Source organism: Mycobacterium kyorinense, from assembly GCF_002101735.1.
GTDB classification, from domain to species: domain Bacteria; phylum Actinomycetota; class Actinomycetes; order Mycobacteriales; family Mycobacteriaceae; genus Mycobacterium; species Mycobacterium kyorinense.
Genome location: NZ_LQPE01000163.1, coordinates 16,962 through 29,302 on the forward strand (window position 1 = coordinate 16,962; position 12,341 = coordinate 29,302).

13 protein-coding genes are annotated in these 12,341 nt (G+C 64.5%); 3 read left to right on the forward strand and 10 right to left on the reverse strand.

Annotation, left to right across the window (positions count from 1 at the left end; genetic code table 11):
• The first annotated feature begins 29 nt into the window (after positions 1 to 29).
• The 3 genes from AWC14_RS23505 to AWC14_RS23515 are packed head-to-tail and all read left to right on the forward strand — an operon-like array spanning position 30 to position 2,610.
• Positions 30 to 959: an SAM-dependent methyltransferase gene (locus AWC14_RS23505; RefSeq protein WP_235216064.1), complete on the forward strand. Its 930-nt coding sequence runs from the start codon at positions 30 to 32 to the stop codon at positions 957 to 959.
• Positions 956 to 1,729 (forward strand): class I SAM-dependent methyltransferase, encoded by a 774-nt coding sequence (locus AWC14_RS23510; protein WP_045385234.1) that lies wholly within the window; start codon positions 956 to 958, stop codon positions 1,727 to 1,729. Before AWC14_RS23505 ends, AWC14_RS23510 begins: the two co-directional genes overlap by 4 nt.
• Positions 1,730 to 1,734: 5 nt before the next feature.
• Positions 1,735 to 2,610, forward strand: a complete 876-nt coding sequence (locus AWC14_RS23515) for an oxidoreductase (RefSeq protein ID WP_045385231.1) — start codon at positions 1,735 to 1,737, stop codon at positions 2,608 to 2,610.
• A gap of 5 nt (positions 2,611 to 2,615) precedes the next feature.
• On the opposite strand, the gene AWC14_RS23520 is transcribed toward AWC14_RS23515, so the two are convergent.
• From AWC14_RS23520 to AWC14_RS23565, 10 genes are read right to left on the reverse strand one after another with little or no spacing between them, the layout of a single operon-like run.
• Positions 2,616 to 3,464 (reverse strand): hypothetical protein, encoded by an 849-nt coding sequence (locus AWC14_RS23520; RefSeq protein ID WP_045385228.1) that lies wholly within the window; start codon positions 3,462 to 3,464, stop codon positions 2,616 to 2,618.
• Between the two features lies 1 nt (position 3,465).
• On the reverse strand, positions 3,466 to 4,215 hold the full coding sequence (locus AWC14_RS23525) for a hypothetical protein (RefSeq protein ID WP_081968374.1): 750 nt from the start codon (positions 4,213 to 4,215) through the stop codon (positions 3,466 to 3,468).
• A gap of 2 nt (positions 4,216 to 4,217) precedes the next feature.
• Positions 4,218 to 5,198 carry an MlaD family protein gene (locus AWC14_RS23530; protein WP_249026342.1) on the reverse strand — a complete coding sequence of 327 codons (981 nt, stop codon included), beginning with the start codon at positions 5,196 to 5,198 and terminating at the stop codon, positions 4,218 to 4,220.
• Positions 5,195 to 6,286 (reverse strand): MlaD family protein, encoded by a 1,092-nt coding sequence (locus AWC14_RS23535; protein WP_045379023.1) that lies wholly within the window; start codon positions 6,284 to 6,286, stop codon positions 5,195 to 5,197. The genes AWC14_RS23530 and AWC14_RS23535 overlap by 4 nt, the downstream gene beginning before the upstream one ends.
• Positions 6,283 to 7,455, reverse strand: coding sequence for an MCE family protein (locus AWC14_RS23540; protein ID WP_045379020.1), 1,173 nt, complete (start codon positions 7,453 to 7,455; stop codon positions 6,283 to 6,285). Before AWC14_RS23540 ends, AWC14_RS23535 begins: the two co-directional genes overlap by 4 nt.
• Before the next feature lies 1 nt (position 7,456).
• Complete coding sequence (locus tag AWC14_RS23545; protein ID WP_045379017.1) at positions 7,457 to 8,473, reverse strand: MlaD family protein; 1,017 nt, start codon at positions 8,471 to 8,473, stop codon at positions 7,457 to 7,459.
• Positions 8,473 to 9,543, reverse strand: coding sequence for an MlaD family protein (locus tag AWC14_RS23550; RefSeq protein ID WP_045379015.1), 1,071 nt, complete (start codon positions 9,541 to 9,543; stop codon positions 8,473 to 8,475). The genes AWC14_RS23545 and AWC14_RS23550 overlap by 1 nt, the downstream gene beginning before the upstream one ends.
• Entirely contained in the window at positions 9,540 to 10,586 is a 1,047-nt protein-coding gene (locus AWC14_RS23555) for an MlaD family protein (protein WP_045379012.1), read from the reverse strand. The genes AWC14_RS23550 and AWC14_RS23555 overlap by 4 nt, the downstream gene beginning before the upstream one ends.
• Before the next feature lie 3 nt (positions 10,587 to 10,589).
• Positions 10,590 to 11,462, reverse strand: coding sequence for an MlaE family ABC transporter permease (locus tag AWC14_RS23560; RefSeq protein ID WP_045379009.1), 873 nt, complete (start codon positions 11,460 to 11,462; stop codon positions 10,590 to 10,592).
• A complete protein-coding gene (locus AWC14_RS23565) occupies positions 11,462 to 12,271 on the reverse strand; it encodes an ABC transporter permease (protein ID WP_045379027.1) in 810 nt (269 codons plus the stop codon). Before AWC14_RS23565 ends, AWC14_RS23560 begins: the two co-directional genes overlap by 1 nt.
• Between the last annotated feature and the right edge of the window lie 70 nt (positions 12,272 to 12,341).

The window sequence follows — 12,341 nt, forward strand, 5'->3', positions numbered from 1 at the left end:
GAATAATAGCCGGGGATAGGAGAGCCGTCGTGGTCACAGTTCCGCGTCACATCCAGGACGAATCAACCAGTGATCGGTTACGTCGCTGGGCCGACGAGTGGAAGCAGATGGCGGGCGTGGCGCTGTCGCGCTCGGAGGGTCCCAAGACCGGCCAGATCTACGACATCGTCGGCACCCAGAACTTGTTCGGCGAGGAATCGCTGTTCATCAACTTCGGGTACTGGCGAAACAAGCCCACGACATTGGACGAGGCAAGCCGAGACCTGGCGCGGCTCGTCGCGCAGAGCGCCGAGTTGAAGTCGTCGGACGTCATAGTTGACTGTGGGCCAGGCTATGGCGACCAGGACATCTTGTGGGTCAACGAGTTTGGACCCAAGCGCATCACCGGGGTAAATCTGGCCGCCGAGCAGATCAGCATCGCCACCCGTCGGGTTGCCGAAGCCGGGTTGTCGCAGCGGATTGACTACGTCAACGCGTCAGCCACCGATCTGCCGATGGACGACAAATCGTGCACCAAGGTGGTGGCGCTCGAATCCGCCTTTCATTTTCCGTCGCGGGTTGACTTCTTCACCGAAGCCTTGCGGGTGCTCAAGCCCGGCGGTCGACTGGTCACCGCCGACATCGTCCCGAAACGCACCGTTCTCAATGCATGGGCCCGCAGCGAGGTCGCCCGGCGCGGCTGGCGAAAGGCGTCGCGACGTGCGGTGCGGGCCGCGGTAGACCTCGCCGGGTACCGAGACTTGCTGCTCGACGTCGGGTTTGCCGAGGCAGTAACGCGGTCGATCACCGACGACGTCTACCTACCGCTAGCGAGATTCCTGCGCAAGCGCCTTGCCGATCCCGACATGCGGCATGTGAATCCGGTTATCCGGTATTCCTTTACCCCACGGGGTTTTCGGGTGGCCACACTGCAGTCGGACTACATCATCGCGGTAGCGCAGAAAGCCAAGAAGCGATGACGTTCACCGCACAACAGGGGGCCACGGCCCGCGCGCTGGAGTTGTTGGAACCGACGCAGTTAACGCGGATCCGGTCCGCGCGCGACGGCTATTACGACCTACTCGGCGATAGCGACCCGCCGGTACGCAGCATCCCGCAGCGCCTCATGCGCACGAGGGTCTATTCCGCCGGGTACCAGATCGGGCGGCCGATCGGTCTCAAGTTGGCAGGCGGCCCGAAGGCGCCCGGCCGTGAGGAAGATCGGCGGCGGATGTCGAGCTGGCTGGGACTCAAGTCGGGCTCTGTCGTTCTCGACATCGGTTGCGGTCCCGGCAACTTCACGGGGTGGTTCGGCGAGCAAGTAGCCCCGGAGGGCCTTGCCGTGGGACTGGACGCATCGCATGCGATGCTGCGGCGTGCCGTCGTCGACAACTCCGGTTCGTGCGCCGCGTACGTGCGCGGTGACGCCGAGCACCTGCCATTCGGTGACGGCGTAGCCGACGCGGTCAGCTGTCTTGCCGCACTCTATCTGATCAACGACCCGTTCCAGGCGATCCGGGAACTTGCCCGCGTGCTCAAACCCGGTGGGCGCGTGGTGCTCCTGACCAGCCTGGTGCCTGGTCGCCGCGAAAGCGCGGTCCGCGCAGCCGTGCTGAATGCCGTCAGCGGTGTTCGATGGTTCGGCCGCGAGGAGGTCACCGGATTTCTCGGTGATATCGGATTCACCGGCATCGAACAGCACATCGCCGGCCTGTCGCAGACCGTCGTCGCAACGAAGAGAATGCGCTGACTCCCATGGCATGGCAACCAGATCAGATCCCCGACCAAAGCGGACGCACCTTTGTGGTGACCGGCGCCAACGGCGGGCTCGGGGAAATTGTCACTCGCGTGCTCGCGACGAAGGGCGCCACGATGGTGATGGCCTGCCGCAACGCCGAGAAGGCAAAGGCTGTTGCCGACACGATCGACGGCAACGTGTGCGTCGCCCCGTTGGATTTGGCCGACCTTGACTCGGTACGCGAATTCGCCTCCCAGCAAGCCGAATTCGACGTCCTGATCAACAACGCAGGCCTGATGAACATCCCGTTCAGCCGGACCCGTGACGGCTTCGAGACGCAGTTCGGGGTCAACCATCTCGGTCATTTCGCACTGACCGGTCTACTCCAGGACAAGATCGGCGACCGGGTGGTAACGCTGTCCAGCATCGCCCACCGGCAGACGCCGAAGCTGTGGATCGACGATCTCAACTACCAACGCCGCCGCTATCAGCGGAATCTGGCGTACGCGCAGTCGAAGCTGGCGAATCTGATGTTCGCGCGCGAGCTGCAGCGCCGACTGACCGAGGCCGGATCGCCCAAGAAGTCGTACGCGGTGCATCCCGGGGTGTCGGGCACCGATTTGTTCACCAAGACCGAGACAGTGCTGGACCTGGTCGCCAAGCAGGGAGCGCGGCTGGTCGGTCATCCCCCCGCGCAGGCCGCGCATTCGACACTGTTCGCGGCGACGATGCCGGACGCCGATCCGCAGATCTACTGGGGTCCAACGCGGTTGATGCAGACCCGCGGCCCCGTGCGGCCGTCGCCGTCGAGCAGGCTGTCGCGGGATCAGACGCTGTGGCGCCGGTTGTGGGAAGAGTCCGAGAAAATGACCGGCGTCACCTTCAACCTGTAGCGCGATTACTGTACACGGCCAGGGCTGCAAACGGGAGGGTTGCCGCCTTCGGGCGGTGAACAGATCGCTACGCGCTCGGCATGAGGCCAGATCGCCTTCGCCGCGGGAGAATCGCAGAACGTGGCCTCGGCCTCGGGAACCGGCAGCTGACCGGAACCGAGGTAGTTGGGGCCGGCGAGCATGTCGACCATCCCAAGCCCCTGTTCCTTGTGCATTCGGCAACTCGCCGTCAACACCCGGTTCGTGCCGGGCTCAAGCTGCTCGGCTTCGATCGTCACCACCGTCACCAGCGAGTACCCGGCGGGGGTTGGCAGGTAGAACCACAGATCGCGGCTGATGAGTGCACCGCCGTTGACCACGAGATAGCCGTCGCCGCTGGGATATACCGCCTGTCCCTCCATCTGAGTGCGTTCGAAATGCAGGCGCTCGCCATCTGCCCGCCACACGGAGAATCGGGTGTTCGGGCTGCCGTTGTAGGGATGTTGAGCCATCGGGATGATCAGTTCGTCACGGCCGTCCCCGTCGAGGTCCTGCAAGCCGACGGGGCTGGGACTCGACGGTTCGATCAACTCGTTGATGGTTTGGACGACCTCACCCGACGGGGCCGTCGCGATGACCTTCACCGCCAGAGGCCCGGGTGCCTCGGGCAGGTTGAAGTACCGGACGTCGAAGTCCAGGCCTTTGCTGTCACCTGAATGGAGGCGACAATCCTGGTGTGCCAATTGGGTTTTGGGGTTGATCACGGTAGCCGTCTGCGCGCATGCGGGCAAGGGTTTGTCCGCCGCCGCGGGCGGGCACAGCACCGTCGCGGCGCCGATCACAGCCAGGGCGGCGACGGCTATCGCGCAGCGCATGTCACCTCCCCGGTGGCGCGGGCTGGCCGGGCGCAGGGGCCGGCGCCGGCTGGGGAATTTGATCGGTATTCGCCGGGTGGCTGCCGGTCTTGGGGCCGATGTCGGAGACCTGCCAGGTGTCGCCGACTTTGTTTACGGTGATCTGCAGTGCGATCAGCGACACCTTGGGCTCCGGGTGCTGCAGGTTGCGGGTGGTCTGCGCAGCCGTCACGACCACCTGGTAGATGCCGCCTGGCTGGGCGACGGATTCGGCGGCCAGCACCTCACCGCTCGAAGTGACCTGCGCCTGCAGCATGACGCCCTTGAGCAGGTCCGCAGCGTTGGTGTACTTGTCCTTCAGCGGCTGCGATACGCCGCCCTGGACCGAGCGGAAAAATGCGTCGGGATCTTCGAAGGTGTACGTCAGCGACTTCTTCGCGTAGTCCTTCGCGACCTGTGCGGCGGCGTTCCGGTCGGCTTCGGCCCGACGCATCGCCGCCAGATCGTCGGCGACGCCTTGGTACTTGAAGAACCCGAACACCCCGCCGCCGATCATCGCCGCCGCCAACACGGCCGATACCCAGAGCCACGGGGTGCGTGGCCGCCGCCGGCGCACTTTAGACAGAGCGCGCGATCGCTTTTCGGTCCGTGCGGTGTCGTCGGCGGACTTGTCGGTGTCGTCGCCGTTTGCCGCTGGCTTAGCGGGGGCCTCGTCCGAAGCCTCGCCGTCCGTGACCATGTCGGTCACCCTATTGATCGTGTCTTCGGTCATGTTCATCCTCCATCATTGGGCTGCTGCTGCGGCACGTTTACTTGCACGCGGACACTGCCGGTGTCGTTAAATGTCGACTCCCAAAGATCCACCCAGTAGCCAGCGTGGAATTTGTAGTCGTGCACCGGCTCCGAAACTCGTTGCAGCGACTCGAAGATCACGCTGAACGAAGGGGCGAGCATGTCGAAGTACTGGGCGAGCTTCGCGACGAGCACGTTGGCCGTATCACCTGGGCCGAAAACGTTCTCACCGTCATGCGAGAAGTGGTCGAACGACTGGATCAGCCGGGTGAATGCCGGCACGGCGTCCGGCAGCACCTTGCCGGTTGCACTCAATGCCTCGCCGAGCCCTATTTCGCCCCACCCGGACGTCAGCCTCGAGATGTTGCCCACGAGCGCTGCCAGCAATTGCTTGTTTTCACTGACATATGTGGCGATCGAGTTGGCGGTGGCCCCTAGCACATCCAGGGCAGCGTCGTCGCCGGTCAACGCCTGGGCGACGTTGGTGACGATGGTGTGCACGTCGGCCGGGTTGACGACCGAGAGCAGCGCGTTGAACCGGGCGAGCAACTCGCTGACCGTGACCGTCGGTGCGACCCGGTCGGCAGGGATCACTGAGCCGTCGGTGAGGTAGGGCGGCGCAATGACTTTCGGCTTGAAGTCGACGTACTGCTCGCCGGCGACCGAGAGGGGTTCCACAGTGATCGTGGCGTCGGCGGGGACCGGATAGGCGCCGTCGAGGTCGAGGGAGGCGGCCAGCCCGGTGTGGGTGGCTTGAATACCTGTGACCCGTCCTACTCGGATCCCGCGCATCGTCACCTGTGATGTCGGCAGCAGCCCGCCCGAGTCGTGCAGCATGAGCGTGACATGGGTGAAGTGTTTGGTCGGTCCCGCATGGAGCACGCCGAACGACATATAGCCGGCGCCGAGAACCGTCATGATCGCCAGGATGGCGATGGTCACGGGTGCATTGACCTTGATCATGGCAGCAGTCCCATCGACCGCAGGACGTCGATCGCTTGGAAGGCCCCGACCCCCGAACCGGTTTCGGGGACCGGCACGCCCGTGGTGGCTGTCGGTGGATGCACCTCGGAGACAATGTATTTCGGCTCGTCACCGGGTACGTGCGGGGTCCATGGGTTGAACTTGTCGAAGTACGGGTTGAGCTTGTCGCGGATGAGTCTGACCAGCTTGTCGCCCATCACCGGCCCGGTCATGTCCATGTTGAAGAAAGACTCGGTCATCGGTGTGATGTAGGAGAGCAGTTCGATGATGTCGGGCGTGTACGGGGTGACCAATCGGTCCGCGGACCGGCCGAGGTCTTGGGCGTCGTCGATCAGCGCGAGAATGTTCAGGGTCACGCTTTCCAGGCCGGCGAGCTTGGGCGGCCCCTCGTTGACCAGCCGGTCGAAGGTGCCCGTGTTGGCCACCAGGCTGTTGCTGACGTTCTCTGCGTCGGTGACGAGTTCGTCGAGGATCGCCTGGTTGGCGGCCAGGTCGTTCAGCACGCCGCCCAGCTTGGTCTTGATCTGGTTCACCTCGGCGGCGTCCTTGGGGAACGCGTTGTTGAAGTTGACCACGGCCTGTTGCAGCGTGCTGATTGTGCCGCCGCCCAACAGGTTCGACACCGACCGCAACACATCTTCGACGTTGGAAACCGGGACGGTGTTGCTCAGCGGAATAGTGTCGCCGTTCCGCAGGCTTGCCGGCGCCGGGCGCTCCGGAGGCAGCAGCGCGATGTAGATGTCGCCCAGCACGGTGGCTTGCCGGAGCTCCGCGCGGGTGTTCTGCGGCAGCTGCACATCACCGGAGATGTCGACGTAGGCCACCGCCGTGTTGCCGGCGAGCTGAACCCGGTCCAGGACACCGACCTGCACTCCGCCGGAGTCGACTTTGGTTCTGGCGGGCACATTCAACACGCTGGAGAACTCGATCTTGATCGTGTATTTGCTGCCGGGCACATAGGACCCGGGCACCGGCAGCCGGGTGGGGTCGAGCGAACATGCGGCGGCCATGCTGATGGTCAGAGCGCTCAGCAGCGCGGTGAGGCTGCGTAGCCATCGTCCTGTCATGGCAGCCCGGCCCCCAGGATGAGGTCGGCCAAACCGAGGCTGGCCGGGTTGGAGGCGGTCCCGGGTGCGCAGGCGGCTGCGCTGCCCGGGGTGTTTCGCTGCCGCAGCACGGCGCAGATGTCGTTGGCCTGCTGCGGTGAAACCTCCACCTGCCCAGGGGCATACGTGACGTTCTGGTTGGCCCAGGCCGGATGGTAGACGCTTCCCAGCCAATCGGTGTAGGGCTGCACGCCGTTGATGACGCCCGCGATGTTTTGCGAGTAGGCGGCCAGATTGGCTCCAACCCAGGGGATGATCTTGTCGGTGAGGTTGAGATAGACCCGCGGAGCGAAGCGATTCAGCGCGTCCACCAAGATCGGCAGCAAGTGCACGACATGCTCCAGAGCCGAGGCGAAGTTGTCCGACAGCCCCTCGATCAGCTTCGCAGTGTCGGGCAGCGTTTGGATCAGGATGGCGAAGCTGTCCCAATTCTTCTGCTCCAAGAAGAGCGACGTGACGGCCTCGCTGTTGGCGAACAGCTGCCGGAACGCGGCGTCGGACCTGGCAGGGTCGCCCACCATGGTGGCCAAATCCCGCAGCGTTTGGTTGAGTTCGGGGCCAGTGCCGGCCAGCGAGCGGCTCGCCGCCTTGAGGCTGTCGTTGAGGGCTTGCACACCCGGCGCCGCAGACGGGTCCTGGCCTTGTTCGGGTCCCAAGATCGCATCCGCGAGTTTGCCTAGCGCAGAGAAGGTTTCACCGACGCCGATAGGGGTCTTGGTGGATCGCAGGTTGATGCACTGGGGGCCGGTGAACTTCGGTCCGCCCGCATAGGGTTTGGTGAGTTCGATGTTGCGGTCGGTGACGATCGACTGCGAGTAGGTGACGGCGCCGACATCGGCCGGTAGATCGAGATCCTTGGGCACGCTGAAGTCAACCTGGACATGATCGGCCATGTTGGTCACCGCGGTCACCTTGCCGACCTCGATACCCAACAGCGCCACCTTGTTGCCCGGATAAAGCCCGACCGCATCGGTGAATTCGGCGCACATCGCCCGGGTCTTGGCAAGTTTGGGCAGCACGATTTTTGCGCCGGCGACAGCGGCCGCTGCGATCGCGACCACCACGGCCAGGGCCAAGACCATCGCCACCCGGGAGCTCAGCCGGCGGCGGATCGCGGAGATTCTGGTCATGTCAGCAGTGCCTCATGATGCTGGGCAGACACAGGTCCTGTCCGGGCATGAGCCGGTCCTGCTGGTCGATAGCGACACCGTTGCCGCTCAGCATCGGCACCAGGACATGCATCAACTGGTCGTAGCCCGCGGCCGCCTTGGCCAGGCGCTCGGGCGCGGGGTCTGCGAACAAGGTGTCCAAGATGTCGTCGATGGCGTTTACCCACGGCGCAATCTCGCGGCCGTAGAACGTGATCGCGCGATCGACGATGCGGGCCAGTTCGTCGAGCACGGTGAAGTACTCGACGATGTCGACAGCCTTCGAGGTATACAGCTGCCCGATATGCGCGAGCTGCTCGACCACCGAAAGGAACTCCTTGCGCCGGGTGACCAGCACTCGCAGGGAATTGTTGGTGAAATCCAGCCCGCGATAGAAGTCGTCGGTGACCTGGCTGAGCGATCGGGTCAGCGCATGGGCGGACTCGATGACGTCGCGCAACGCGTCGGGATACTTGTTGGCTGCGTTGGCGACCTCGGTGAAGGTGTCGTGGATGACCTGGCCGTTGACCTCCTCGACGAGCGGGGTCGCCGCCTGCAGTATGTCGTTGATCTCGTACGGCGTTGTGGTGCGCTCCGGCGGAATCACCTTGCGTCCCAACGGAAGCGCACCCTTCGGATCAAGAGCCATGTAGTGGCCGCCCAGCGGGGTCAGCAGCTTGACTTCCAGCGTGGATTCGGAACCGACCGCCACCGACCGCTTGACGTCGAATTTCATTTCGACGACGGTCCCGTCCAGCCGGACGCTGGTAACTTTCCCGACCTTGACGCCGGCGATCCGCACCTCGTCGCCGGCTCGGACGCCGGCCGCAGTCGCGAGATGGGCGCTGTAACTGGCCTGCCCGGTCGGATTCAGGTAGGCGAAGGCACTGGCCGCCAGTGCGCTGACGATGACGATGACGCCGATGATTCCGCGCCGGCGACTGCGGGCCGCCGCGGTGCGCTCGTCGAGCACACCGCGCCGCCGCTTGGCGAACACCATTATTTGCACACCACCAGATTCTGATTCTCGAACGACACCTGCCCGACGCCCGGTAGCTCGACTTCGCCGGCCGAACAGGTCAAATCCCTTGCCGGGTACCTGTCTTGGATATCCGCGTGATCGGGCGTGTGCGGCAAATACGGTTGGCCCGTCGCGGGATCGGTTTCGACGAGCGAATCCCGCAGTCCTTGAAGCAGAGTCGGCACCACGGACAGGCCCGCGATGGCCCACGCGAGCTGCGGCGAGGTCCGCGTCGAAAAGTCGTAGAACGGGGTCGTCGTTCCATCGAAGATGCGTTCGGCATATTGCAGGATGTGCACGAGGCTTCGAAAAGCGGGCAGCTCCACGTCGATCGAGGCCCGGAAGGCCTCGGCGCGGGAGTTGAACTTGCCCAGCACGCCGCCAAGTGTGTCGATGAAGTGGAACAATTGCGCCGACTTACCGCCCAGGTCGCGGGAGATCTCGGACAGATTGCGGATCAACAGGGTCACGGCCGCCTGACGGTTCACGGCGACCCCGGAGATGACGTCGAGGTCATGCAGAACCGCCCCGATCCCGGTTTCGTCGCCTTGAATCACCCGCAGCAGGTTTTCCCCGAACTGGTTGAACTGGGCAGGGTCCAGGGTCTGGAAGACCGGCCGAAACCCGTTGAACAGCTTGGCCACATCGAACGACGGGATGGTCTGCTCGAGCGGGATCGTCGCTCCCGCGGCCAGCCGTGCGCCGGGCTGGGCCGGTTGAACGAGTTCCACGTAGCGCTGGCCGAGCAGGTTCTGATAGCGCACCGCGGCCACGGTGTTCTGGTACACAGGATGGTCGTCGAGCGCGGTGAAGTCGACCTTGGCAATGCGGCCGTCGAGCCGGACCTCCTCGACCTTGCCGACTTGCACACCGGAGATGCGAACGTCGTCGCCGGTGAACAGCCCTGACACATCGGAGAAGGCTGCGGTGTAGCGCGAGACCGCCCCGCGCACCGGGCTGCGTAATGCGGTCACCACGATCGTCGCGCATACCGCGGCGATCAGCGTGAAGACCGTCAACCACAGCACCGCTTTGGACACACCCCTCACTGCCCACCCCCCGGGGGCGCCGCGGCCGGCTCGGACGGCAGCGCAGCGGCCAACCCCGGCATCGTGTTCATGATGACCTCGGTTCGCATCTGAACCTGGCCGTCTATCACCGGGAACGCGGTGCTGATGCGGTCGAATAGACCCGGGAGCCGGTCATACGCCGGGAACCAGCTGCCGACGAAAAACGTGAGAGGGATTGCCAAGTTCAGCGTCGCGGCAACGGCGGGGATGAGCCAGTAGTTGTTGTCCACGATCAGCTGGCCGGCATCGATGAGCAGCCCACCGGTCTCGTTCAAGACGCGATTCGTCCGGTCGACTCCGGCGGGCTGCGCCAAAAACGCCAACCCGTCGAGCAGGTTGTTCATCAGCCCGAAAAGCGGAATGAACTCGTTGGCGCCGTTGGCAATTGAAGCCACCATCGACAGCGACTGCGAGAACGGCACGGTCTGGGCGTCGGCCAGGATCTTGGCGAGGTCGAACGCCGATCTGACCACCGGCTCGACCAGGTCGGTGCGTTGGCCCAGAATCTTGACAATGTGATTGAACTGGGGCGCGTCCAGGATCTCGCTGAGTTTCTGGGTCTGGCGCAGCATCCCGGTGATGGAGACAGCTTCCGTGCCGGCGGGCATCACCAGCGTCTGGTTCGCGCGCAGCGGGCCGCCTTTGCCGTCGCTGACGAGTTCGACCACGGCGCTGCCGAAGACGTTCGACGACGAGAACTTGGCTTTGGTGTCGGCAGTAAGGGCTTTCGCTTGGCGCGGGTCCAGCAGCACCGTCATTTTCTGTTTGTTGTATCCGATGGATTGCAGTGTCTTTACCGATCCGATGGCCAGGCCGTGGAACTTCACCTCCGCGCCCGGCGCCAGGCCCTCGCCGATGGTGTCGGCCACCACCGTCAGCGCAAATGTGTCGTCGTACTTGCCTGTGGCCAGTTGCTGCAGCACCAGAACGACGACGCCCAGCAGCGCGGCGACGATCACGCCGCGGATGCGCAACTTGAGGGAACTGGGACCGCGCCCGGCTTGATCTGAATACCTCGGCATGCCCTACCCCGATATCCGCACGCCAGAGTTGTTGCCCCAGAACAGCAATGTCAGCACCATGTCGGCAACAACCACGGTGATGATGCTGGCGCGGATCGCCCGCCCGGAGGCCCGTCCGACACCTTCGGGACCGCCGCCGGCGTAGTAGCCCTGGTAGCCGTGGATGGCGATGATCACGGTGACGAAGATGACCGCTTTGATCAGTGAGAACGCCACGTCGGACGGTTGAATGAACGAGTCGAAGTAATGGTGGTAGGTGCCTGACGACTGGCCGTGGATCACGTTGACCACCACTGCGCAGGACACGTAGCTCAGCACCAGCGTCAACACGTAGAGCGGAACGATCGTCATCATTCCGGCGATGACTCGAGTGGTCACCACGAAGGGAATCGATTGAATGCCTTGAGCTTCCAGCGCGTCGATTTCCTCGGAAATCCGCATCGCGCCGATTTCGGCGGTCATCCGGGTGCCGGCCTGGGCGGCAAAACCGATCGCGGCGATCATCGGCGCCATCTCGCGAGTGTTCGCATAAGCGGAGACGAACCCGGTCAGCGGGCCCATCCCGACCATGTCCAGCGCCGCATACCCTTCCACGCCCACCGAGCCGCCGACGGCGGCGCCGAGAAACACCAGGACTCCGATGGTGCCGCCCCCGACGATCAGCGACCCGTTGCCCCAGACCATGTCGACCAGCAGCGCGCCGGTCTGCCGCCGGTACCGGCGCAGCGTCCGGGGAATCGCGCCGAGCACCTGGAACAGGAAAGTGGCTTGGTGGCCAAGGGTTTCGGCCATTCCGGCACCTGTGCCGACGACCCACCACGGGCCACGCGCCGCCCAACCCAAGCCGTGAGGCAGATGCCGTGACGGGGTCGCCATCAGCCGACCCTCGTCGGCATGAACATGGTGACCAACTGGGTGATCACCAAGTTGAGCACGAACACCGCGACCACACCGATGACCACCGCCGCATTGACGGCGTCCGCGACGCCGCGCGCGCCGCCCTTGGTCTCCAGGCCGCGCTGACAGGCGATGAGGATCACCACTACGCCGAACAGCCACGTCTTGACCAGTGCGACAACGACATCGGCGACACTCGCGAACGAGGCGAACGAGGCGATATAGCTGCCCGGAGTGCCCGATTGGAAGCCCACATTGATCAGGTAACCCGCGCCTAGCCCCATGAAGATGATGAAGACGCACAACAACGGCGCTACAAACAGAATCGCGGCCAGTCGGGGTGTGACCAGCCGCTGCACCGGGTCGATACCCATGACGCGCAACGCATCCACCTCTTCGCGGATGGTGCGCGCGCCCAGGTCGGTGGTCACCGCTGAACCTGCCGCCCCACCGAGCAACAGCGCGGCCACAATCGGCGCCCCCTGACGGATCACGCCCAGGCCACCGGCCGCACCCGAAATCGACGTCGCGCCGACCTGCTGGATCACGCTGCCCACCTGCACGGCGACAATGACCCCGAACGGGATGGACACCAGCAACGCCGGTATCGCGGTGACGCTGACGATGAACCAGGCCTGGTTGACGGTGTCTCGCCACGGATGGCGCAACCGAATGAGGTCCGCCGCCAGGTAGATCCCCGACTGGGCGGCCAACTCCAAGAAGCGGCCCAGGGTCATCAACGACGCGTCGGCCTGGTTTAGGCCGTAGCGCAGCGGCCGGGCCAGCATCAGCAGCACCTGGCCGCCGATCGACGAATCCGACAGCGGCGCAGGCTCTTCCGGCGCAGCGGGCCTCTGA

Coding starts and splice junctions, on each gene's coding strand:
- AWC14_RS23520 (WP_045385228.1), bottom strand. CDS start 3,464: ATGCGCTGCGCGATAGCCGTCGCCGCCCTGGCTGTGATCGGCGCCGCG.
- AWC14_RS23560 (WP_045379009.1), bottom strand. CDS start 11,462: ATGGCGACCCCGTCACGGCATCTGCCTCACGGCTTGGGTTGGGCGGCG.
- AWC14_RS23535 (WP_045379023.1), bottom strand. CDS start 6,286: ATGACAGGACGATGGCTACGCAGCCTCACCGCGCTGCTGAGCGCTCTG.
- AWC14_RS23515 (WP_045385231.1), top strand. CDS start 1,735: ATGGCATGGCAACCAGATCAGATCCCCGACCAAAGCGGACGCACCTTT.
- AWC14_RS23510 (WP_045385234.1), top strand. CDS start 956: ATGACGTTCACCGCACAACAGGGGGCCACGGCCCGCGCGCTGGAGTTG.
- AWC14_RS23540 (WP_045379020.1), bottom strand. CDS start 7,455: ATGACCAGAATCTCCGCGATCCGCCGCCGGCTGAGCTCCCGGGTGGCG.
- AWC14_RS23525 (WP_081968374.1), bottom strand. CDS start 4,215: ATGACCGAAGACACGATCAATAGGGTGACCGACATGGTCACGGACGGC.
- AWC14_RS23555 (WP_045379012.1), bottom strand. CDS start 10,586: ATGCCGAGGTATTCAGATCAAGCCGGGCGCGGTCCCAGTTCCCTCAAG.
- AWC14_RS23530 (WP_249026342.1), bottom strand. CDS start 5,198: ATGATCAAGGTCAATGCACCCGTGACCATCGCCATCCTGGCGATCATG.
- AWC14_RS23545 (WP_045379017.1), bottom strand. CDS start 8,473: ATGGTGTTCGCCAAGCGGCGGCGCGGTGTGCTCGACGAGCGCACCGCG.
- AWC14_RS23565 (WP_045379027.1), bottom strand. CDS start 12,271: ATGCTGGCCCGGCCGCTGCGCTACGGCCTAAACCAGGCCGACGCGTCG.